Raw genomic sequence first — 20,910 nt, forward strand, 5'->3', positions numbered from 1 at the left:
CGGACGGGTGCGTGACCCACGCTAGTAGGGACGTGGGATCACGCAGCCCGTCCGCCACGGCATGGAGAGTGAATTGTCGTGGGCGCCGAGGGGTGTGAGGGCCCGTCAGGCGTCGTCGAGACCGCGCTCGATGGCGTACCGGACGAGCTCCACGCGGTTGTGCAGCTGGAGCTTGCCGAGGGTGTTCTGGACGTGGTTCTGCACCGTGCGGTGGGAGATGACCAGGCGCTCGGCGATCTGCTTGTAGCTCAGGCCCTTGGCGACCAGCCGCAGGACCTCGGTCTCGCGCTCGGTCAGCTGCGGGGCCTTCGGCTCGTCGGCGCCGGTCGCCGGGGCGGGCTCGGAGGCGAGACGGCGGTACTCGCCGAGGACCAGGCCCGCGAGGCCGGGCGTGAAGACGGCGTCGCCGACGGCCGTGCGGCGCACCGCGTCGATCAGCTCGGCCGTGCTGGCGGACTTCAGCAGATAGCCGGTGGCGCCCGACTTGACCGCCTCCAGGACGTCGGCGTGCTCGCCGCTCGCGGAGAGCACCAGGACCCGCAGCCGGGGGTTGGCGGCGACCAGCTCCTTGCAGACCTGGACGCCCGGCTTGGCGGGCAGGTTCAGGTCCAGGACGAGGACGTCCGGACCGGCCGCCCCGGCACGGCGCACGGCCTGTTCGCCGTCGCCCGCCGTGGCCACCACGTCGAAGCCCGCCTCGGCGAGGTCGCGGGCGACCGCATCCCGCCACATCGGATGGTCGTCCACGACCATCACCTTGATCGGCTGGCGGCCGATCGGCTGCTGTTCGCTCATCTCGTTCCTGCCTTCCCCCGTGCGTCCCGCGGGACCTTCAGTTCGACTTCCGTGCCCTGGCCCGGGACCGAGATCAGCTCGGCCGTGCCCCCCAGATCCCGCAGTCTCCCCCGGATGGACAGGGCGACGCCCATCCGGCCTTCGCCCTCCGCCTGGGCGAGCCGCCCCTCCGGGATGCCCGGGCCGTCGTCCCGTACCGTCACGATGACCTCGTCCGGCCAGTCCTCGACGAGGATCCACGCCCGGGCGGTCCCGCCCGCGTGCACTCGGACATTGTCCAGGGCCGCGCCGACGGCGGCGGCCAGTTCACGGGCGGCGGCCGAGGGCAGCAGGACCGGGACGCCCGGGTCCGCGAGCGTGACCTTCGCCCCGGCGCGCGGGGCGAGCAGGGCCCGCAGGTCGACCGGGCTGTCCTCGTCCGGCTCCTCGACGATGCGGACCACGGCCCCTTCGGACTCGTCCTCGGAGACCAGGGAGGGGCGGGTCATCCCGCCGGCGACCAGGGTACGGAGGGCGACCTCCTGCTCCCCGGCCATCCGGCCCAGCTCGGCGGCCTCGCCGCCCAGCGCCGTGCCGCGCCGCTGCACCATCGCCAGGACCTGCAGGACGCTGTCGTGGATGTCCCGGGCGAGGCGTTCCCGCTCCCGGGTCGCGGCCTCGATCTCCAGGGCCCGGGCGAGGGTCCGCTCGGAGGCGCGGGCGACCTCGACGACGTAGCCGATGGCGATGGACGCCACCCAGACCAGCAGGACGTTGTGGAGGGTGTCCCGGCTGGGGCTGCCGCGCTCGACGAGATTGGCGACGGCGACCAGCGAGGAGGCGAAGCCCGCCCAGCGCCAGCCGCCCTTGATCGCGTACGCGAGGACCGCACCCGCGGTCCATATCGACGGCAGGGTGGGCCCGTCGACCGTCCGTGCGTGCTCGTCCGCGAGCGGGGTGAGCAGGATGCCGGTCAGGGCGACGGTGAGGTCGGCGACGAGGAAACGCCTGGTGCAGCTGGCCGCGTTGGCCACCTTGGGCAACGTGGCCAGGTTCCAGACGCACATGACGGCGAGGAAGGCGACGGCCACCCACGGCCGCTCGTAGCGGTCGCGGCCGAAGACGAAGATCAGGACCGCGTACACCATCGTCAGGACGCGGTACGCGGTGAGCGCGCGCCACAGCGGCTGCTCGACCGACATCCGCACGACACGCTCGCGCTTGGCCATCTCCCCCACCCCCGGGCGCTCCCTCTGCGAGAGGGTCAGGCGCCGGACTCTTCCCGTGCCGCGATCTCGGCCTTGACGGCCTCCTTGGCGGCCTTCTCGGCGTCCGCGATCTGACGCTTGGCGGCCGTCGCGTAGATGTCGACGTACTCCTGGCCGGACAGCTTCATGATCTCGTACATGACCTCGTCGGTCACCGAGCGGAGGATGAAGCGGTCCCCCTCCATGCCCTGGTAACGGGTGAAGTCCAGCGGCTTGCCGATCCGGATCCCCGGGCGCATCAGCTTGGGGACGACCTTGCCGGGCGGCTGGATCTTCTCGGTGTCGATCATGGCGACCGGGATGACGGGCGCGCCGGTGGCCAGGGCCACGCGCGCGAGACCGCCGGGCTTGCCTCGGTAGAGACGGCCGTCGGGCGAGCGTGTGCCCTCGGGGTAGATCCCGAAGAGGCCGCCCTTCTCGATGACCTCGATACCGGCCTTGATCGCCGCCTCGCCGGCGCCGCGGGCGCCCGAGCGGTCCACCGGGAGCTGGCCGACGCCCTTGAAGAAGGCGGCGGTGAGCTTGCCCTTCACACCGGGCGAGGTGAAGTACTCGGCCTTGGCGATGAAGGTGACCTTGCGGTCGAGGACGGCGGGCAGGAAGAAGGAGTCCGAGAAGGACAGGTGGTTGCTCGCGAGGATCGCCGGCCCCTCGGCGGGAATGTTCTCGAGGCCCTCCACCCAGGGCCTGAAGGCGAGCTTCAGTGACCCTCCGATGGAGAACTTCATTGCGCCGTAGATCAACTCGGGTACCTTCCGTGTGCCGTCGGACAGACCTTATCCCGCCTTTTCGCGCCCGCCCGCGCGGGTGCGGCCGTGTACGGGGCGCCTTCGTGCGAACGGCCCTGGTCGGTGTCGGTCCGGTCGCGTACGGTGAAGGTCCTTCCCCTTGTCGTCGCTTCGTCGAACCCACGAACAGGAGACCCCGGTGCCGGTCCTTCCTGGAGCCGAGCCGTACCGCCACGAGGGCGGAAAGGTCGGCGTCCTTCTCTGTCACGGATTCACCGGTTCCCCGCAGTCGCTGCGCCCCTGGGCCGAGTATCTGGCCGAGCGCGGACTGACGGTGTCGCTGCCGCTGCTGCCCGGGCACGGCACCCGCTGGGAGGACATGCAGCTCACGAGCTGGCAGGACTGGTACGCGGAGGTGGACCGGGCTCTGCGGGAGCTGCTGGCCACCTGTGAGGACGTCTTCGTCTTCGGTCTGTCCATGGGCGGGGCGCTGTCGCTGCGGCTCGCGGCCCAGCACGGGGACGCGGTGAAGGGTCTCGTTCTGGTGAACCCGGCCAACAAGGTGCACGGCCTCGCGGCGCACGCGCTGCCGGTGGTCCGCCATTTCGTGCGCACGACGAACGGCATCGCCAGCGACATCGCCAAGGAGGGCGCGGCGGAGATCGGCTACGACAAGGTGCCGCTGCACGCGGCGTACTCGCTGCGGCAGTTCTTCCGGGTCGTGGACGCGCAGCTGCCCCAGGTCACGCAGCCGGTGGTGGTGCTCCACAGCCCGCAGGACCACGTCGTCCCGCCGGCCGACTCGGCGCGGATCCTGAGCCGGATCTCCTCGACGGACGTGAAGGAGATCCTGCTGGAACAGAGCTACCACGTGGCGACGTTGGACCACGACGCGGAGCGGATCTTCGAGGAGAGCTGGGCGTTCATCGGCCGGCTCGCTCCGGAAGGCGTCGGGGAGAAGGGGAGCACGAGCGGTGGCTGAGCAGCACGACGGGGAGCGCGAGCCGCAGCCCATCGACGAGGAGGCCGCCTGGGCGGCGATCGTCGCGGGGTACGGCGAGGAGCCGGCGGACCCTCCGGGGGCGAGACCCTTCCGGTCGGTGGAGGATCTGGCGCTGCCGGAGCCCGTGGACGGCGATGCCGTCGACGGTGACGACGGGGACGGGGACAGGAACGACGACGAGGGTGACGAAGAGGAGGACGAGGACGAAGGGGACGAAGGGGACGCCGAGGGCGAGGCTCCCCGGAAGCCCGTCCTCGGCGGCTCGGTCGTCTTCGCGCCCGGGGTGAGCGTGGGCGGTGGCCCGCGTGACTACGAGCTCGCGGACCCGGACGCCGAGACCGGCGAGACCGGCGAGACCGGCGGGAAGAAGCCCGGCAGGAAGGGCGAGGACGGCGACGAGGGTCACTTCGTCCCGCCGGAGCCGCCTCCGCTGCCGGAGGCCGACGCGACCACGAAGTTCGCGTGGCTGGGCGTCCTCGGCGGCCCGGTGCTGATGCTGCTCATGGTGCTGCTCCAGTGGGACATGACCTGGTGGCTGACGACGCTGTGCGTGGGCGGCTTCCTCGGCGGCTTCGCGACGCTGGTGGGCCGGATGAAGCACGACGACGACGATGACGGCTTCGACGACCCGGGCCGCGGCGCGGTGGTCTAGCCGGCCCGGTGGTGCGCCGGGAGCCGGCCCGTCCTGAACGCCGGTCCGACCTGACGCCGGTGACCGTACGGGTCGGTCAGGTCGCCGGGATCCGTACGGCCGCGAGCACGGGCAGATGGTCCGTCGCCGCCTCGAGGTCCGCCGGGTCGAGGTCCGTGGGGACGCCGCACCCCAGGAACTCGACGCCCTTGGTCGCCAGGATCGCGTCGATGCGCTGGTGCGGGTCGGTGGGCGTCGAGGTGTACTCGCCGCCCCAGGGGCTGACCGCCCAGCCGTCCTGGAGCTCCTTGGTCAGACGGGTGAAGCTCCGGCCGCCGGGGCGTTCGTTGAGGTCCCCCGCCACGATCGTGTGCGGGGCGTCCATGGCCGCGACCCGGTCGAGGAGCATCCCGGCCTGGGCGTACCGTTCGTCCGTCCGCAGGCTCAGATGACAGCTGACCAGTCCGACCCGGGCGCCCGCGAACCGTACGACGGCGGTCGCGAAGCCGCGCCGGTGGAGGCCCGGGGTGAGCGGCAGGAGGACGTCCTCGGTCCGTTCCACGGTGGCCCTCAGCGAGCACATCAGCAGGGGCCCGGCGGCCGTCGCGCCGCCGCTGAGGACGACGAGCTCGCTCTTGGCGGCGAGCCGGGCCGCGTGCTTGCGCCAGCGGAAGAAACGCGGTGCTTCCTGGACGAAGACGATGTCGGGCGCGCAGGCCCGGATGACCCGGGCGAGGGCGTCCTCGTCGTCCCGCATCGAGCGGACGTTGTACGAGAGCACCCGGACGACGGCCGAACCGTCCGCCTCGGTGCGGGAGTTGGGCAGCGCGGTGATCGCCATGCCCAGCAACATACGACAACCGCCCGCCGGGCCCCAGAGGGCGCGACGGGCGGACGTCCGTGTCGTACGGGACGAGGTGCGGGCGTCAGCCCTGGCGGGCCAGGTCCGCCGCGCCGACCAGCCCGGCCTTGCCGCCGAGCTGGGCCGCGAGGACCTGCGCGTGCGGACGCCACTGGCCGCCGATCAGCCAGCGGCGGAAGGACTTCCGGATCGGGTCGAGCACCAGCTCGCCTTCGTCCGAGACGCCACCGCCCACGATGAAGGCCGAGGGGTCGAAGAGCGACGCCAGGTCCGCGAGACCCGCGCCCGCCCAGCGGGCCAGCTCGCGGAAGGAGTCCACGGCCACCGGGCAGCCCTGGCGGGCCGCCGCGCTGACGTGCTTGCCCTCGATGCCCCCGGGGGTTCCGTCGCCGAGAGCGAGGAGGATCTTGGCGTTCTCCGGGGTCGCGTTGGCGCGCTGCTTGGCGTACCGGACGAGCGCGCGCCCGGAGGCGTACTGCTCCCAGCAGCCCTGGCTGCCGCAGCCGCACAGCAGGCCGTCCGGGACGACCCGGATGTGGCCGAACTCGGCCGCGACGCCGAAGCGTCCGCGGCGCAGCTTGTTGCCGATGATGATGCCGCCGCCGAGGCCGGTGCCGAGCGTGATGCAGATGACGTCCTCGTGGCCCTGCCCGGCGCCGAACTTGTACTCGCCCCAGGCCGCCGCGTTGGCGTCGTTCTCGACGACGACCGGCAGGCCGACCCGCTGCTCGACCTTGTCCTTCAACGGCTCGTGCCGCCAGTCGATGTTCGGCGCGAAGAGGACGGTGGCGCGCTTGTCGTCGACATAGCCCGCGGCACCGATGCCCACAGCCTCGATCTGATGACCCTTGCCGGCCTCGGACACCGCGGCGCAGATCGCGTCGACGATGCCTTCGGGGGTCGGCGGGGTGGGCACCTTGTGCGTGTCGAGGATGTTGCCCTCCTCGTCGACCACGCCGGCCGCGATCTTCGTGCCGCCGATGTCGACGCCGATGGTGAGTCCCATGTGTCCCTCAGTTTTCGGTCGAGCCCCGCTACGCCCAACCGTACCCGAGGGGGGCGACCCTCCCGGTCAGTCCAGGTCGATGTGCTGCCCGCCGCCCGGGCCTTCGTCGTCGCGCCCGGGTTCCTGGCGGGGTTCGTCGCGCCGCGGGTCCTGGGGCTCGTCCCGGGTCCAGCGCGTCTCGTGGCCCTCGACCGCCGAGCGGTAGGCGGCCAGCAGCTCGTTGCCGGCCGCGGCGAGGTGGTCGAAGACCTGCGGGTTGCGCTCGATGACCGGCTCGACGGCCGCCTTCGCCTGGGTGACGAACTGCTGCAGGGTGCTCTGGGCGGCCATGCCCATCAGCGGGTTCCGCAGCGTGGAGACCTTGTCGGCGACGGCGTCGAAGAGCTTGCGGAACTCCTCGGCGGCCGAGCCGGGCTCCGCGCCGGCGGCAGCGCGACGGCGGGCCTTCTCGGCCTCCAGGTCCTCGGCGCACGCCTTGGCCCAGGCATCCGAATCGCTCATGGCGTACTCCTTACGGCTTATACCGTCGACGGTACACGGCATCACGGGGTCTTCGGCCAGAGACCGGCGTCCGGGGTGAAGCGGACCCTCAGATCGCCGTCGACGAGCCCGGCGCCGGCGACGGTGCAGCGGCGCAGGGCGGGCGGCAGCGGGACGTTGCGGCGGAACGGGCCGACGCCGAGGAGGAGTTCGTCCCCGCGGCGGACGAGGGAGAGCTCGTCCTTGACGGCGCCGGGCAGGGGGATGTGCCAGACGAGGATGCCGTCGTCGTCCCTGCGGTCCTCGACGGTCCACTCGGGGACCGGTGCGGGTTTCGCGTCGACCGCGAGCAGGGCGAGGTCCTCGGGGCCGCGCAGGTCCCGGCCGAGGTGCGGGAGGGCGTGCACGGCCCCGTCGTAGGCGGTACGGAGCCGGGCCAGGTGCTCGTGCTGCTGGGCGGTGAGCCCGGCGAGCCAGGGGTCGGGGGAATCGGCGGGGAGCACCTTGTTGGCGACCACGGTGTCGAGGGCGAGGCGGTGGAGCGCGAGTCCGAGGCGGGCGGTGCGCAGGGCGTCGGTGGCGGCGGGGCCGGGCTCGACGACGAGCCGGACGGTGGTGGTGGGGGCGTCGACGACGGCCTGGACGGCGGCGAGCTCGGCCTCCCAGCGGGCCGTCGTCCCGTACAGCCATTGCGCGGGCATGGGTACACCGGCGAGCTGGGCCAGCATGGGGCGCAGGGCGCGGGCCGCCTGTCGTTCGGGCGGCAGGAGGCGGCGGAGGTAGCGGCGCAGCTGCTCGGGCAGGGCGAGGAGGGCGAGGGCCTCGGGCAGCGGGGGCAGGTCGACGACGACGAGGTCCCGGTCGTCGGCGGCGGCGTCGCGCAGGGCGCGGAGCAGGGCGAACTGGTGGCTGCCGGGGAGTTCGGTGAGCTCGGCGTCCTCGAAGGGCGCGGCGCCGAGGAGGTCGAGGGCGGCGCCGGAGCGGGCCTGGAGGGCGAGGAACTCACGGCGGAAGTCGGCGGCGGGGGCGGGACGGAGGACGTCCACCCCGAGGCCGTCGTCGGCGTCGCCGGAGACGAGCAGCACGCGCCGACCGGCCCGCGCCTCGGCGAGGGCGGCAGCGGCCGCGACAGTGGTCCGCCCGGCCCCACCGACCCCGGTGACAAGCATGATCCCCATGCCCGGGAACGTTACCTCCCAGCCGCAACAGGGGCGGTGCCCGCCCTCACCCCGCCACCTGGTTGTGGGCAGGCGTTCCGCAGGGCGGAACGGGTGGGCACAACCCACGACGGCGCCGCACCCGTGGGCACCGCAGGCACGGGGAGCCTGGGCCCGGCAAGGGCGCCGTCCCGTGTGCCCACCCGTCCCGCCCCAGCGGGACAGTTGCCCACACGGGCGTGGGGTGTCGCCGACGCGAGGGTGGGCACCGGCCCAGCGGGCGAACGCCCACACGGGGCGCGGGGCGGCGCCGACGTGAGGGCGGGGCATCCGCGCCCGCGGGGCGCATGATGCCGCAGTGAGTGAAGGATTACGCGCCGGATTCCACGCGCTTCTTCAGGCCCGCCAGCGCGCGGTCGATGATGACCTTCTCCGCCTTGCGCTTGATCATGCCCAGCATCGGGATCTTGACGTCCACCGTCAGCTGGTACGTCACCTCGGTGCGGTCGCCGCCGCCCGTCGGGGCCAGCCGGTAGGAGCCGTCCAGGGCGCGGAGCATCTGGGACTTGACCAGCGTCCAGCTCACCTCGTTGTCGCCGGTCCAGGTGTACGCCAGGGTGTGGTCGTCCTTGATGGCGCCCGCGTCGAGCAGCAGCCGCACCTTCTCCGCGCGGCCGGCCGCGTCCTTCTCCAGGACCTCGGCCTCCTTCACCTCGCCCGTCCACTCGGGGTAGCGGGCGAAGTCGGCGATCACGCTCATGACGTCGGCCGGCGCTGCCTCGATGGTGATGCTCGAGCTGGTGTGTTCGGCCATCGCTGTGGCTCCTCCGCTGTGCGGTCCGGCGAGAACTCGATGGAAATCGCAAGGCACGAACCGTGCCGACCGAAGGCTATCGCGCCGTCACCGCAGCCCCGTCACCACTCCAGCACCCAGGGCCGTCCCGTCGCCGCGAAGTGCCCCACGTTCACGCACTCCGTCGCCCCTACCCGCATCCGCCGGGCCAGCGGCTGGTGGACGTGGCCGAAGAGCGCGTAGCGCGGCCGGGTGCGCCGGATGGCGTCGAGCAGGGCGCGGCTGCCCCGCTCGAAGCGGCGCGCGACCGTGTCGTAGGTGAGGTCCGGTACGTCGGGCGGTACGTGACTGCACAACACGTCGACCTCGCCGAGCGCCTCCACCTTCGCCGCGTACTCCTCGTCGGAGATCTCGTACGGCGTCCGCATCGGGGTGCGCAGCCCGCCGCCGACGAAGCCGAACACCAGCCCGCCGAGCTCGATCCGCTCTCCGTCCAGGACCGTCGTCCCCGGGTGCGCGTACTCGCTCCAGAGTGCCGGGATGTCGACGTTCCCGTACGTCGCGTACGTCGGCGTCGGGAAGGCCGCGAACAGCTCCTCGTACTGCCGGCGCACGGCGGACTCGATGGCCGCGTCCCGGTCGACGGGCAGCTCGGACCAGAGCCGTCGTCCCAGGTCACGGGCCTCGTCGAAGCGGCGCGCGGTGCGCAGTTCCACGATCAGGTCGGCGTTCTCGACGCCGAAGAGGTCGGGGAAGATGCCGCGGCTGTGGTCGGCGTAGTCGAGGAAGAGCACCAGGTCGCCGAGGCAGACCAGGGCGTCCGCGCCCTCCCCCGCCTTGGCGAGGGCGCCGGCGTTTCCGTGCACATCGCTGACCACGTTGATCCTCATGCGGTTCAGCGTAGGGCGTCGGACCTGCGGTTACTTCCGAGTCCGGAAAGCTGTGGATTACTGTGCGCGAAGCACCGCCACAGCTGTGTGATGCACCGAACATCTGGCCAGGACCCCCTATCGGGAACCGAGTACTGATGGGTAACGTCCGGGCAGTCCAGTTGTGCTCACCCCCACTGAGCACCTGCCCGATCTTGGACCGCACCGGTGCGTTCACACAGAGCCGTGGCGCCGGCGCCCGATGAGGAGCAGCAGTCTTGCGCGAGTTCAGCCTTCCGGCCCTGTACGAGGTCCCCTCGGACGGCAATCTGACGGATCTCATCCGCCGCAACGCGTCTCAGCACCCAGATGTCGCCGTGATGGGGCGCAAGGTGGCCGGCGTCTGGACGGACGTCACCGCCGAGCAGTTCCTCGCCGAGGTCCGCGGGGCCGCGAAGGGTCTGATCGCCGCCGGCGTGGAGCCGGGCGACCGGGTGGCGCTGCTGTCCAGAACGCGGTACGAGTGGGTGCTCCTCGACTTCGCGATCTGGAGCGCGGGCGCCGTGACCGTACCGGTGTACGAGACGAGTTCGCCGGAGCAGATCCAGTGGATCCTCGGCGACTCGGGCGCCTCGCTCGTCCTCGTCGAGTCCGCGGCCCACCAGGAGTCGGTGGAGTCGGTACGGGCGAACCTGCCGGCCCTGAAGGGCGTCTGGCAGATCGAGGCCGACGCGGTCGCGCGGCTCACCGCCACGGGCGCGGACGTCTCCGACGAGCTGCTCGACGAGCGGATGTCGAGCGCGCACGCCGACGACCCCGCGACGATCGTCTACACCTCGGGCACCACCGGCCGCCCCAAGGGCTGTGTGCTGACGCACCGCGCCTTCTTCGCGGAGTGCGGCAACGTGGTGGAGCGCCTGAAGCCGCTCTTCCGGACCGGTGAGTGCTCGGTCCTGCTCTTCCTGCCCGCCGCCCACGTCTTCGGGCGTCTGGTCGAGGTCGCCTCGGTGATGGCCCCGATCAAGCTGGGCTGTGTGCCGGACATCAAGAACCTCACGGACGAGCTCGCCTCCTTCCGTCCGACGCTGATCCTCGGTGTGCCGCGGGTCTTCGAGAAGGTCTACAACTCGGCGCGCGCGAAGGCGCAGGCGGACGGCAAGGGCAAGATCTTCGACAAGGCGGCGCACACGGCGATCGCGTACAGCCGGGCGATCGGCACGCCGCAGGGGCCCTCGCTCGGTCTGAAGCTCAAGCACAAGGTCTTCGACAAGCTGGTCTTCTCCAAGCTGCGGGCGGTGCTCGGCGGGCGCGGCGAGTACGCGATCTCGGGCGGCGCGCCGCTGGGTGAGCGGCTCGGTCACTTCTTCCGGGGCATCGGCTTCACGGTCCTGGAGGGCTACGGCCTGACGGAGTCCTGCGCGGCGACCGCGTTCAACCCGTGGGACCGCCAGAAGATCGGCACGGTCGGGCAGCCGCTGCCGGGCTCGGTGGTGCGGATCGCCGACGACGGTGAGGTGCTGCTGCACGGCGAGCACATCTTCACGGGCTACTGGCAGAACGAGGCGGCGACGGCGGAGGCGCTGGCCGACGGCTGGTTCCACACAGGTGACATCGGCACGCTGGACGAGGACGGCTACCTCGCCATCACCGGCCGGAAGAAGGAGATCCTGGTGACGGCGGGCGGCAAGAACGTCGCCCCGGCGGTCATCGAGGACCGGATCAGGGCGCACGCGCTGGTCGCGGAGTGCATGGTGGTGGGCGACGGGCGTCCGTTCGTGGGCGCGCTGGTCACCCTGGACGAGGAGTTCCTGGGCCGCTGGGCGAGCGAGCACGGCAAGCCGGCGGGCTCGACGGCGGCGTCGCTGCGCGAGGACGCGGAGCTGCTCGCCGAGGTGCAGCGCGCGGTGGACGACGGCAACGCGGCGGTGTCCAAGGCGGAGTCGGTACGGAAGTTCCGCGTCCTGCCGGCCCAGTTCACCGAGGAGGCGGGCCACATCACGCCGTCGCTGAAGCTGAAGCGCAACGTGGTGGCGAAGGACTTCGCGGACGAGATCGAGGCGATCTACCGCCCGTAGGGCGGCGGCCTCCACGGCGGCGCGCACCGGGGCCCGCAGGCGCACGATCCGCCTGCGGGCCCCGTTCGCGTACCCCCGGTGGGGCTACAGCAGGTCCTTCAGGCGCTCCGCGAGCAGGTCCCAGCGCCAGCGCTCCTCCACCCAGGCGCGGCCGCGCTCGCCCATGCGGGCGCGCAGTTCCGGGTCGAGGAGCAGGGTCGCGATGCGGTCCGCGGACTCCTCGGGGGCGTCGCCGCGGACGACCCAGCCGGTCTCGCCGTCCAGGACCGCGTCCGGCGCGCCGCCGGAGTCGCCGGCGACGACCGGAAGGCCGGTGGCCGAGGCCTCCAGGTAGACGATGCCGAGGCCCTCGACGTCGAGGCCGCCGCGGCGGGTGCGACAGGGCATGGCGAAGACGTCGCCGGCACCGTAGTGGGCCGGGAGCTCCTCCCACGGCACCGCGCCCGTGAACCGTACGGAATCGGCCACCCCGGTCGTCGCCGCGAGGCCCCGCAGGTCCTTCTCGTAGGGGCCGCCCCCGACGATCAGCAGCACCGCGTCCGGCACCCGCCGCAGGATCTCCGGCATGGCCCTGATCAGGGTGTCCTGGCCCTTGCGCGGGACGAGTCGCGAGACGCACACGACCACGGGGCGGTCGCTGAGCCCGAGCCGTTCCCGTACCGCCTCGCCGCCCGAGTCCGGGTGGAAGGTCTTCTCGTCCACGCCCGGCGGGAGCTGCACCATCCGCCCGGCCGCCGCCGGCGTCAGCGCCGTCGCGATCCGCGAGCGCGTGTACTCACCGAGGTAGGTGAGGGTGTCCGTGCCCTCGCCGATGCGGCGAAGGAGCTGCCGGGCGGCCGGCAGCTGTGCCCAGCCCGCCTCGTGCCCGTGCGTCGTCGCGACGAGCCGCCGCGCGCCCGCCCTGCGCAGCGCGGGGGCCATCAGGCCGAGCGGCGCCGCCGCCCCGAACCACACCGAGGCGCAGTCGTGCTCGCGCAGCAGCGCGGTCGCCCGCGCGGTGACCCGAGGAGTGGGCAGCAGCATGGTGGTGCTGTCCCGCACCACCGTGAAAGGCTGCTCCGCGTCGAACGCGGCGGTCGCCTCGATCCCCTCGCGGCTGCGCTTCCACGTGGAGGCGTAGACCACGATCTGTTCGGGATCGAGACGCAGCGCCATGTTGTGCAGGAAGGCCTGGATTCCACCGGGGCGGGGCGGGAAGTCGTTGGTTACGATCAGGGTCTTGTGCATCGACGCCGAATGTACGTGACCTCACCCCCCGCCCGGCAACACACCCTCCCCAGGCGCGGACCGGACCGACAGAATTGGACGAGGTAGGAATGACGGGCGTACTGGGTACGGCTGCCGAGCGCGCGAGAAGAAACCCCGTCCTCCTCTGGGGACTCACCCGGATCGTCCTGCTGCTCTGTGTCTTCAAGGTCGTCACCGTCCCCGGGCCGGACGTCACGAGCGACATAGAGCAGATCTACCAGGGCTGGTTCGAGGTCCTGAAGACCGGCACGTACCCGCTGGACGACGTGACCTGGCAGTACCCGCCGCTCGCCGCCGTGGCCATCCTCTCCCCCGCGCTGCTGCCGTTCCTCGGGTACTCCGCCGCCTTCTTCGTGCTCGCCTTCCTGTGCGACGCGCTCGTCTTCGGACTGCTGATGTACGCGGGGAAGCGCCGGGGCCGGAGCCGGCACGGTGCGTGGATCTGGATCGCGGGTGTGCCGCTGCTCGGCCCGACCGCCTACGCCCGGTACGACCTGATGGTCACCGCCGTCGCCGTGGCCGCGCTTCTCGCCGGGCTGTCCCGGCCGCGGGTGCTCGGCGCGCTGGCCGGTCTGGGCGCGATGCTGAAGGTCTGGCCGGTGCTGCTGCTCGTGGGCACCCCGCGCGGCCGTGCCACCTTCCGCTCGTGGTCGACGGCGGCGGGCGCGGCGGCGGGGCTGCTGCTCCTGTGTGTGCTCGCCGCGCCGGGGGCGCTGGCGTTCCTGACGTTCCAGCGCGAACGGGGACTGGAGCTCGAGTCCCTGGGCGCGATGCTCTTCCATGTGGCACGGCACGTCGGCTGGGACGGCGAGGCGCGGATGAACTACGGCTCGATCGAGTTCCTCGGCCCGTACGTCTCCACCGTCGCGAGCGCGGCCATGGCTCTGACCATCGCCTCCTTCGCCTGGTTGCTGGTGTGGCGGTTCAGGGCCCGCGCGTTCGCGACCTCGACCCCGGCGGACGCGGCGTTCGTGGCGGTGCTGCTGTTCACGACGACGAGCCGGGTGATCAGCCCCCAGTACATGATCTGGCTGGTCGGTCTGGCGGCCGTGTGCATGGCCTACCGGTCGAGCCGGATGCGCCGGCCGGCGCATCTGGTGGTGTGGGCGACGGCGGTGACGCAGTTCGAGTTCCCGGTGTGGTTCTCGCACGTGACCGACAGCGATCCGCTGGGCATCGCGCTGCTGCTGGTACGGAACGGTCTGCTGGTCGCCGCCTCGGTCTCGGCCTGCCGCGTCCTGTGGCACCAGACGGTGACGGAGCCGCGTCTCGCTCCGGTGGTGACTCCGGTCCCGCAGCCGGAGCGGGCGAGGAGCACCATGCCGGTCGCCTGAGCGCGTCACCCCAGTCGCTCCCTCAGGAAGGCGCGCCAGTCGGCCGTGAAGGACTCCGGGGTCGTGCCCAGGACCTCGTGGAGGGCCTTCTCCACCGCGCCCTCGCGGCCCGGGTGGGCGCCGACCGCGCGGTAGAAGGCGATCAGTTTCGCCTCGCCCCAGCGTTCGGCGATCAGCGTGCAGGCCAGCCATCCGCTCTCGTACGCGCGCGCCAGGGCGTCCCCGTCGCCGCCGAAGGTGAAGTCCTTGTCGTCCGGGAGGACCGCCGGGAGATCGCCGGCGCGGACCGCGCGGCGCAGCTCGGGGGCCGCCTGGGCGGCCGTGCGGCCGGTGCCCCGGTACGCGACCCAGTCGGCGAAGCCCTCGGACAGCCACACGGGCGTGGCCGCCGAGGTGGCGGTGCGGGTGGCCACGTGCGTCGCCTCGTGGGTGAGGACGATCCGCCGGCCGAAGTCGCCGAGGACGCCGTACGCCTCGGGGTTCACGATCACCCGGTCCGCGGGTGCGTCCGGGCCGCCGCCGACCTCGCCGGTCGTGACGGCCGCGATGCCCCGGTACGAGGCCGCCGGGGCGCCGAGCAGCCCTCCCATGGCGTCCAGCGAGGCCGGGACGAGGACCACGACCCGGCGGGCCCAGGGCGAGGGCCAGGCCGCCGAGACCGCGGGCACCGCCCGGTCGGCCTCCGCCGCGATCGCCTTCAGGCTCTCCTCCGGCTGCCCGACGCCGAGGACGAGGCTGCGCCGGCCCCGTACCGCCTCCACCTCGCCCTGCTGCCACAGCTGCTGGGCGGCGCCCTCGCCGGGCCGGTCGGCGGTCACGTACCACCGGCCGTCCCGTTCGGTCAGGTCGAGCACGCGCGGCGTGGTGACGGGGCCGGGGTCGTAGCCCTCGACCCGGTACGTCAGCTCGGCGCGTACCGTCGCCCGGTCACCGCCCCTGCGGTCGACATGCTCCACGCGGTAGGCCCACGAGGCCAGCGGCACCTCGGCCAGCTGGTCGAGCTCCTTCAACGCGGCGGAGGCCAGCGAGGGGTCGAGCGCGACCGTGTACGCCGCCTCGTCCCGCGTCAGGACCGCCCGCGCGTGCCGGTCGAGCAGCGTCTGGATCTCGCGGGCCGCGGGGTCGGGCGGCTCCGGGACGGCACACCCGGTGAGCGCCAGCAGACAGGCCACCAGACAGGCCGCGGCCCCGCGCGCCGCTCCCCACCCCTGACCTGCCACGCTCCCGATCGTACGGGCAGACGTGCGGGTGGTCGTACGGTCAGACCCGCGTCACCGTCGCGTGGGACATCATCCCGACCGGGTCGTAGCGCACCCGCGCCCCGGGGTACGGGGCGTGGATCACCTGCCCGTCGCCCGCGTAGATCCCGACATGGCTCGCGTCGCTGCGGTACGTCACGAGGTCGCCGGGCTGCGCCTGCGAGAGCGGCACCTGCCGTCCCGCGTACCGCTGCGCGGAGGAGGTCCGCGGCAGGCTGATCCCGGCCTGCCGGTACGACCACACCATCAGGCCGGAGCAGTCGAAGGCCCGCGGGCCGGTCGCGCCCCACACGTAGGGCATGCCGATGGCGCTGCGCGCCGCGATCACCGCCGCGGCGGCGCGGGAGGAGGCCGGACCCAGGTCGGCGGGCGGCGGTGGCTCCTCGGCCAGTCCGCCCCTGCCGGAGCGGGAGGCCCGGGCGTCCCGGTCGAACTCCGCGCGGTCCTGGGCGCTCAGGGACTCCAGGACCCGGCGCGCCTCGGCGAGCTTCCGTTCGACGGTGCGCTTGTGCTGGGCGACCAGGGTCCGGCTGCGCTCCAGTTCGGCGAGGAGGCGGCCGGCCTCGGTCCGCTTCTGGGTCAACCGCCGCTGCTCGCCCTGGAGCTGCCCGAGCGCCGCGCTCTGCCGGGCGGCGGCCCGGTCGAGCACGGAGGCCCGGTCCAGGTACGAATCGGGGTCGGCGGAGAGCAGCAGCGCGAGGGCGGGGTCGATGCCGCCGGAGCGGTACTGGGCGCCGGCGACCGAACCGAGCGCGCCCCGCATGCGGTTGATGCGCTCCTGGCCGCGCGCCAGCCCGTCCTGTGCCTGGGAGACCGACCTGCGCAGGGTGTCCGCCCGCTCGTCGGCCTTGTTGTAGCCCTCGGTGGCCCGTTCGGCCTCTTCGAAGAGCCGGTCGACCGTCGCCCTGGTGGCGGCCTCCGGGGCGCCGCCCGGGTCGGCGTTGGCGGGGACGGCGCCGAAGGCCGTGGCGGCGGTGGCCGCGGCGGCGGTCAGGACGGTGACCCTCGCGGGTCGTCGGTGGGACGCCACGTATCGCGCTCCGTTCGGCTGTTACCCAGACTGGCGCGGCAGACAGTAGCCGTTGATCACCGTGGGTCCAACGAAGGCGCCGGGCACAGACAGTGACGCCCCGCCGGAGACCACAGGTCACCGGCGGGGCGTCACGTCAGCGGAGGATGCGACGAACCACCCGATTGGGCGTCACGTCGGGCTGCGTCAGACGCGCACGCCGAACTGGAAGGTGCCCATGTAGCTCATGGACTCGTAGCGGACCGAGGCACCGGGCTTCGGGGCGTGGAGGATGGTGCCGTTGCCCGCGTACAGACCCACGTGCGACAGGCCGTTGAAGAAGACCAGGTCGCCCGGCTTGAGCTGGCTGCGGCCGATCTTCACGCCGTCGTTCTGCTGGGTGTAGGTGGTGCGGCTGAGCGAGACGCCGGCCTGGCGGTAGGCCCACTGCGTCAGACCGGAGCAGTCGTACGAGTTGGGGCCCTCGGCACCGGAGACGTACGGCTTGCCGATCTGGGTGGCGGCGGCGCTGAGCGCGGCCTGGCCACGGGCCGAGGCCGGCACCTCGTTGCCGAGGTCGACGCGGTCGCCGGCGGCGCGGCTGGCGCGCTGCTCCTCGGCCTGCATCTTGGCGCGCTCGGCGGCGGTGAGGGTGTTGAGCAGCTTCTGCGCCTCGGCGAGCTTGCCCTGGAAGGTCTTCTTCTTCTCGCCGAGCGTCTTGCGGACGTCCTCGAGGTCGGCGAGCTTCGTCGTCGCCTCGGCGCGCTGCTGGGCGAGGGTGCGCTGCTTGGCCTGGATCGACTGGAGCACGTCGGCCTGCTTGGCGCCGAGCTGGTCGATCGCGGACGCCTTGTCGAGGTAGGTGTCCGGGTCGGAGGAGAGGAAGAGCTGGATGGCCGGGTCGATGCCACCGGAGCGGTACTGCGCGCTGGCGACCGAACCGATGTTGTCGCGCAGGGTGTTGAGCTCCTGCTGACCGCGGGCCACCTTGTCCTGGAGGGCCCCGATCTCCTTCTGCAGCTTGCCGCGGCGCTCCTCGGCCAGGTTGTACTGCTCCGTGGCCTCCTCGGCCTCGTGGTGCAGCTTGTCGACCTTCGACTTCACGTCGTCGATCTTCGGCTTCGGAGCCGCCTGGGCACCGGTCTGGGCGGTGAGCGCGACGGCCGCGGCGGCGGTCATGGTGAGCACGGTCACACGGGTACGGCTCGGCTGCTTGGGACGACGGTGGGACGCCACGAAGGCGAGCTCCTTCTTCCTCGAGCCGCCCAACCAGGCTGCGGCAGGCGGTTCCTCCGCTGTCATCCCGGATGGATGATCAACCGCGCGAAGGTTCGAGGCCTGACCCTAGTGACCATCTTGTGATCAGTTCAAATCCTCATGGGCAAAATCTCGCCCACCCGGCACTTTATTTACACACACCACACGGGCAGTAATGGCCACTTGACCGTGCGCCCTCCATAATTCGGGCATTAAGCCCAGGAGTTATGACTCATTACGAGCTACGCGAAAGCCGCTTGAGCAACAAGGCGGATGTAACCGGGCGCGCCCCGGCCTTGGCCACTCCGTCGGCGACCTCACGGTCGGTGGAGACCACCACGACCGGCCGGCCCGGCGGCTCCGCGCGCACCAGCTGACGGATCAACTCGTCGGCGGTGACGCCCGCCTTGGAGAACAGCACCCGCACCCCGCGCGGCGGGGCGAGCAGGACCGGGGCCGCGAGCTCCGCCCCGTCGAAGACACAGGTGATCTCGGCGCCGGAGCGGGCCGCGAGCGCGGAGAGCCCGCCGAGCAGCCGCAGCCGCTGCTTCTCCAACGGCATCGTCGGATAGCCGGTCTTGGTGACGTTGTAGCCGTCCACGACCAGATGCGCCTGCGGCAGGGCCAGGAGTTGGTCGAGGAGCGCGGGATCGGTCTCGGAGAGCGCGCGGGCCGCGATGTCCTTCGGCGACATCCGGCCCGGCTCCACCGCGTCGACGGTGTCGGCGGGACGGACGGAGACGGGCGGCAGGGCCAGTTCGCGGCGCAGCCCCGCCGCGGCGTCCAGGACGGTGTCGAGCAGCAGGCGCAGCCGCATGTCCTCCACCGAGCGCCCCTCACGGGCGGCCCGCCGGCTGGCCTCCAGGGCCGTCTCGACCTCGCCGAGCCGGGCCCTGAGCCGCCGGGTCTCGCTCTCGGCGGCCGAGACCTGCGCGGCCGCCTCCGCCCTGACGGTGTCGATCTCGGCCTGCGTGCGGCGCAGGGCCGCCTCACCGCGCTTCACATCACTCTGGGCGCTGCGCAGCTTGCGGTGAAGCGATTCGGCTTCCTTGCGGGCCGCCTCCAGATCGGTGCGCAGCTGCTCGGTCTCCGCGCGGCCGCGCTCCTTGGCGGCGGCGACCTCCTCGCGCAGCCGCTCCAGCTCCCGCCGGCCGGCCTCGTCGGCCCGCTCGGCGTCCGCGCGCTGGGCCTCCTCGCCGGCGGCGGCGACCAGCTTGACCCAGCCGGTGGGGCGCAGGACGTAGGCGGCCGCGGCGACGTCGACGGGGTCGGCCGCGGCGGGCGGTGTGCCGGACTCGACGGCCCCGGCCAGCTCGGGCTGGGCCTCCTTGTACCGCTCGCCGATCCGCTGCCGGAAGAGCGGATCGCTCTCCAGGGCGGCGGCCATGGCGTTGCCCGCGAACTTGGCCCGCCGGCTCGCGGTGAACCGCGCGTACTGCCGCAGGGGGGCCGGGAGCTCCGCGACGGTCAGCCCGCCGAAGGCGTCCGAGACCAGCGCGACGACCCGCCGCCGTACACCGTCCGGCAGCGGTCGGTCGAACGTCTCGGCAGCGTCACCTGCCGCGCCGGCCGGTTCACCACCGTGCGCGGGCTGCTCCACGATCCGTCACCCCATCGTCATGCGCACCGCTCCGTCAGGAGTCGGTGCCGGGCCTGTCCACCAGTTCGATCTGGTCCACCGCGTTGCACCAGCGGCAGCGGACCGACTCGATGGTCTCACTGACCACCTCGCGCTCCTCGACCTTCGGTTCGCCCGCGAGGTCCAGATGGACGTACTCGACGACCTTGGAGGAGCGGGTGACGTCGAACCGGGTCAGATTGCCGCAGAGCGTGCAGCGCCAGCGGGTCTCGGCGGTCGGCAGGGGAACCGTCGTCATCGTGCCGTCCTCTTTCATGTGCGTGATGCGAGTGCGGGTGCCGCGGTGCGCCGTCGAACTGCGGAGGTACTGCCCGTACCCTACGGCCCTGGGGGCACCCCCTGCTCAGGCGGAGCCGAGGTCCGGGGAGGGTACTCGGTGTCGCGGCGAGGCACTCTGTCCAGTTGAGCCCTGTTAAGCCATGATATGTCCATGATCGACTGTCGGCGGAACCACTGGCGGAAGGCGGCCCGGGGTGCGTGGCGGGGCGCCCGGAGCGGACCGGCGGTGACGTACGGCCTGATCGCCGCGTGCTGCTTCACGTTCCTGATCAGCCCGGCCTCCGGCCTCGATCCGGTGTACGGGACGGGGGACGCGGCGCTGGCCGCGCAGAGCGCGTACTTCCACCGCTGGGGAGTCGTACCGGCGGAGCTGATGAGCAGCGAGCCGCACACCTTGCTCACCCCGCTCACCGCCCTCTTCGTCCACGGCAGCTGGCTCCATCTGCTGGGGAACATGCTGTTCCTGTACGTCTTCGGCGCGATGGCGGAGGAGCGGATGGGGGCGGTCGGGTTCGCCCTCTTCTATCTGGGCTGCGGCTACCTGGCCCTGCTCGGCTACGCGGCGGTCCATGCGAGCAGCGAGCAGACGCTGGTGGGCGCCTCGGGTGCGATCTCGGGGGTCCTGGGGGCGTTCCTGTACCTCTTCCCCCGCTCCCGGGTGACCAGCCTGTTCCCGTTCCTCTTCTTCCTGCCGCTGCGCTTCCCGGCCTGGATCGTGCTCCTCTTCTGGTTCGTGCTCCAGTGGCTGGCCGCCCGCTCGGCGGGGCCCGGCCCGGGGGTCGCCTACCTCGCGCACGTGGTGGGCTTCGCCGTCGGCTTCCTCTACGCCTGGGGCCGCTACCACCATGGGGATAAGGTGAAGGCCCCAGCCGCGGCGACCGAGGGAGAAAGCCAGCCGTGATCACCGCGATCGTGCTCATCAAGACCAGCGTGGACCGCATCCCCGAGATCGCGGAGTCGATCGCCGCGCTCGACAGCGTCAGCGAGGTCTTCTCGGTGACCGGCACGTACGACCTGATCGCCATGGTCCGCGTGCCCCGGCACGACGACCTGGCGGACGTGATCCCCGGCCGGATCAGCAAGATCCCCGGCGTCGAGGCGACGGACACCCACGTCGCGTTCCGTACGTACTCCCAGCATGACCTCGAAGCGGCCTTCGCCATCGGCCTGGAGTCCTGACCCCGGCGGCGAAGATGAAGGAATCCTCATCCGGGACTCATCCTGGCCGGCGTCTCCGCC

21 protein-coding genes are annotated in these 20,910 nt (G+C 72.4%); 6 read left to right on the top strand and 15 right to left on the bottom strand.

Features of this window, described 5'->3' with window-relative positions; all coding sequences use genetic code 11:
* Positions 1-105: 105 nt before the first annotated feature.
* The 3 genes from ACFYV5_RS26545 to ACFYV5_RS26555 are packed head-to-tail and all read right to left on the bottom strand — an operon-like array spanning position 106 to position 2,770.
* The gene (locus tag ACFYV5_RS26545) at positions 106-795 is read right to left on the bottom strand and encodes a response regulator (protein WP_389172475.1); all 690 of its coding nucleotides are present in this window, start codon (positions 793-795) and stop codon (positions 106-108) included.
* The gene (gene macS / locus ACFYV5_RS26550; RefSeq protein WP_389172477.1) at positions 792-2,003 is read right to left on the bottom strand and encodes a MacS family sensor histidine kinase; all 1,212 of its coding nucleotides are present in this window, start codon (positions 2,001-2,003) and stop codon (positions 792-794) included. The genes ACFYV5_RS26545 and macS overlap by 4 nt, the downstream gene beginning before the upstream one ends.
* A 35-nt stretch (positions 2,004-2,038) precedes the next feature.
* Positions 2,039-2,770: a 1-acyl-sn-glycerol-3-phosphate acyltransferase gene (locus tag ACFYV5_RS26555; RefSeq protein WP_024755589.1), complete on the bottom strand. Its 732-nt coding sequence runs from the start codon at positions 2,768-2,770 to the stop codon at positions 2,039-2,041.
* Between the two features lie 199 nt (positions 2,771-2,969).
* Here ACFYV5_RS26555 and ACFYV5_RS26560 point away from each other — a divergent pair, with 199 nt between their 5' ends.
* Both ACFYV5_RS26560 and ACFYV5_RS26565 read left to right on the top strand, forming a co-directional pair.
* Positions 2,970-3,752, top strand: a complete 783-nt coding sequence (locus ACFYV5_RS26560) for an alpha/beta fold hydrolase (protein WP_355109204.1) — start codon at positions 2,970-2,972, stop codon at positions 3,750-3,752.
* Entirely contained in the window at positions 3,745-4,425 is a 681-nt protein-coding gene (locus ACFYV5_RS26565) for a hypothetical protein (RefSeq protein ID WP_389172480.1), read from the top strand. The genes ACFYV5_RS26560 and ACFYV5_RS26565 overlap by 8 nt, the downstream gene beginning before the upstream one ends.
* 76 nt (positions 4,426-4,501) lie before the next feature.
* On the opposite strand, the gene ACFYV5_RS26570 is transcribed toward ACFYV5_RS26565, so the two are convergent.
* The 6 genes from ACFYV5_RS26570 to ACFYV5_RS26595 form a co-directional block, all read right to left on the bottom strand.
* Positions 4,502-5,245, bottom strand: a complete 744-nt coding sequence (locus tag ACFYV5_RS26570; protein ID WP_389172482.1) for an endonuclease/exonuclease/phosphatase family protein — start codon at positions 5,243-5,245, stop codon at positions 4,502-4,504.
* Positions 5,246-5,330: 85 nt separating this feature from the next.
* The gene (locus tag ACFYV5_RS26575; RefSeq protein ID WP_355109198.1) at positions 5,331-6,272 is read right to left on the bottom strand and encodes an ROK family glucokinase; all 942 of its coding nucleotides are present in this window, start codon (positions 6,270-6,272) and stop codon (positions 5,331-5,333) included.
* A 66-nt stretch (positions 6,273-6,338) separates the two neighbouring features.
* Positions 6,339-6,773: a DUF5304 domain-containing protein gene (locus tag ACFYV5_RS26580; protein ID WP_389172484.1), complete on the bottom strand. Its 435-nt coding sequence runs from the start codon at positions 6,771-6,773 to the stop codon at positions 6,339-6,341.
* 41 nt (positions 6,774-6,814) lie between these two features.
* On the bottom strand, positions 6,815-7,930 hold the full coding sequence (locus ACFYV5_RS26585; RefSeq protein WP_389172486.1) for an ArsA-related P-loop ATPase: 1,116 nt from the start codon (positions 7,928-7,930) through the stop codon (positions 6,815-6,817).
* A 349-nt stretch (positions 7,931-8,279) separates the two neighbouring features.
* Positions 8,280-8,723, bottom strand: coding sequence for an SRPBCC family protein (locus ACFYV5_RS26590; RefSeq protein ID WP_355109192.1), 444 nt, complete (start codon positions 8,721-8,723; stop codon positions 8,280-8,282).
* Positions 8,724-8,824: 101 nt separating this feature from the next.
* Positions 8,825-9,592, bottom strand: coding sequence for a metallophosphoesterase (locus tag ACFYV5_RS26595; protein ID WP_355109190.1), 768 nt, complete (start codon positions 9,590-9,592; stop codon positions 8,825-8,827).
* Between the two features lie 257 nt (positions 9,593-9,849).
* On the opposite strand from ACFYV5_RS26595, the gene ACFYV5_RS26600 reads away from it, so the two are divergent.
* Complete coding sequence (locus ACFYV5_RS26600; protein WP_389172489.1) at positions 9,850-11,646, top strand: AMP-dependent synthetase/ligase; 1,797 nt, start codon at positions 9,850-9,852, stop codon at positions 11,644-11,646.
* 84 nt (positions 11,647-11,730) lie between these two features.
* On the opposite strand, the gene ACFYV5_RS26605 is transcribed toward ACFYV5_RS26600, so the two are convergent.
* Complete coding sequence (locus tag ACFYV5_RS26605; RefSeq protein ID WP_389172491.1) at positions 11,731-12,873, bottom strand: glycosyltransferase family 4 protein; 1,143 nt, start codon at positions 12,871-12,873, stop codon at positions 11,731-11,733.
* Between the two features lie 89 nt (positions 12,874-12,962).
* Here ACFYV5_RS26605 and ACFYV5_RS26610 point away from each other — a divergent pair, with 89 nt between their 5' ends.
* A complete protein-coding gene (locus ACFYV5_RS26610) occupies positions 12,963-14,228 on the top strand; it encodes a glycosyltransferase 87 family protein (protein ID WP_389172493.1) in 1,266 nt (421 codons plus the stop codon).
* 5 nt (positions 14,229-14,233) lie between these two features.
* Here the strand turns inward: ACFYV5_RS26610 and ACFYV5_RS26615 are convergent, their stop codons facing one another.
* From ACFYV5_RS26615 to ACFYV5_RS26635, 5 genes are all read right to left on the bottom strand, one after another.
* A complete protein-coding gene (locus ACFYV5_RS26615) occupies positions 14,234-15,448 on the bottom strand; it encodes a hypothetical protein (protein WP_389172495.1) in 1,215 nt (404 codons plus the stop codon).
* 40 nt (positions 15,449-15,488) lie between these two features.
* Positions 15,489-16,517: an NlpC/P60 family protein gene (locus tag ACFYV5_RS26620; RefSeq protein WP_389172497.1), complete on the bottom strand. Its 1,029-nt coding sequence runs from the start codon at positions 16,515-16,517 to the stop codon at positions 15,489-15,491.
* Positions 16,518-16,703: 186 nt separating this feature from the next.
* Positions 16,704-17,732, bottom strand: coding sequence for an NlpC/P60 family protein (locus tag ACFYV5_RS26625; protein ID WP_355109178.1), 1,029 nt, complete (start codon positions 17,730-17,732; stop codon positions 16,704-16,706).
* A gap of 256 nt (positions 17,733-17,988) precedes the next feature.
* Positions 17,989-19,353 (bottom strand): NYN domain-containing protein, encoded by a 1,365-nt coding sequence (locus ACFYV5_RS26630; protein ID WP_355109176.1) that lies wholly within the window; start codon positions 19,351-19,353, stop codon positions 17,989-17,991.
* A gap of 34 nt (positions 19,354-19,387) precedes the next feature.
* Entirely contained in the window at positions 19,388-19,630 is a 243-nt protein-coding gene (locus tag ACFYV5_RS26635) for a hypothetical protein (RefSeq protein ID WP_355109174.1), read from the bottom strand.
* 192 nt (positions 19,631-19,822) lie between these two features.
* Between ACFYV5_RS26635 and ACFYV5_RS26640 the strand changes: the two genes are divergently transcribed.
* Positions 19,823-20,572, top strand: coding sequence for a rhomboid family intramembrane serine protease (locus tag ACFYV5_RS26640; protein WP_389172500.1), 750 nt, complete (start codon positions 19,823-19,825; stop codon positions 20,570-20,572).
* The gene (locus tag ACFYV5_RS26645; protein WP_017238849.1) at positions 20,569-20,850 is read left to right on the top strand and encodes an Lrp/AsnC family transcriptional regulator; all 282 of its coding nucleotides are present in this window, start codon (positions 20,569-20,571) and stop codon (positions 20,848-20,850) included. Before ACFYV5_RS26640 ends, ACFYV5_RS26645 begins: the two co-directional genes overlap by 4 nt.
* Positions 20,851-20,910: the final 60 nt, after the last annotated feature.

Source organism: Streptomyces sp. NPDC003035 (assembly GCF_042888285.1).
GTDB lineage: Bacteria > Actinomycetota > Actinomycetes > Streptomycetales > Streptomycetaceae > Streptomyces.

Bases quoted from the DNA above. Each gene is read 5' to 3' on its own strand.
- ACFYV5_RS26595 (WP_355109190.1), bottom strand. From the start codon at position 9,592: ATGAGGATCAACGTGGTCAGCGATGTGCACGGAAACGCCGGCGCCCTC.
- ACFYV5_RS26635 (WP_355109174.1), bottom strand. From the start codon at position 19,630: ATGACGACGGTTCCCCTGCCGACCGCCGAGACCCGCTGGCGCTGCACG.
- ACFYV5_RS26575 (WP_355109198.1), bottom strand. From the start codon at position 6,272: ATGGGACTCACCATCGGCGTCGACATCGGCGGCACGAAGATCGCGGCC.
- ACFYV5_RS26580 (WP_389172484.1), bottom strand. From the start codon at position 6,773: ATGAGCGATTCGGATGCCTGGGCCAAGGCGTGCGCCGAGGACCTGGAG.
- ACFYV5_RS26610 (WP_389172493.1), top strand. From the start codon at position 12,963: ATGACGGGCGTACTGGGTACGGCTGCCGAGCGCGCGAGAAGAAACCCC.
- ACFYV5_RS26640 (WP_389172500.1), top strand. From the start codon at position 19,823: ATGATCGACTGTCGGCGGAACCACTGGCGGAAGGCGGCCCGGGGTGCG.
- ACFYV5_RS26585 (WP_389172486.1), bottom strand. From the start codon at position 7,930: ATGGGGATCATGCTTGTCACCGGGGTCGGTGGGGCCGGGCGGACCACT.
- ACFYV5_RS26545 (WP_389172475.1), bottom strand. From the start codon at position 795: ATGAGCGAACAGCAGCCGATCGGCCGCCAGCCGATCAAGGTGATGGTC.
- ACFYV5_RS26590 (WP_355109192.1), bottom strand. From the start codon at position 8,723: ATGGCCGAACACACCAGCTCGAGCATCACCATCGAGGCAGCGCCGGCC.
- ACFYV5_RS26570 (WP_389172482.1), bottom strand. From the start codon at position 5,245: ATGGCGATCACCGCGCTGCCCAACTCCCGCACCGAGGCGGACGGTTCG.
- ACFYV5_RS26555 (WP_024755589.1), bottom strand. From the start codon at position 2,770: ATGAAGTTCTCCATCGGAGGGTCACTGAAGCTCGCCTTCAGGCCCTGG.
- macS (WP_389172477.1), bottom strand. From the start codon at position 2,003: ATGGCCAAGCGCGAGCGTGTCGTGCGGATGTCGGTCGAGCAGCCGCTG.
- ACFYV5_RS26605 (WP_389172491.1), bottom strand. From the start codon at position 12,873: ATGCACAAGACCCTGATCGTAACCAACGACTTCCCGCCCCGCCCCGGT.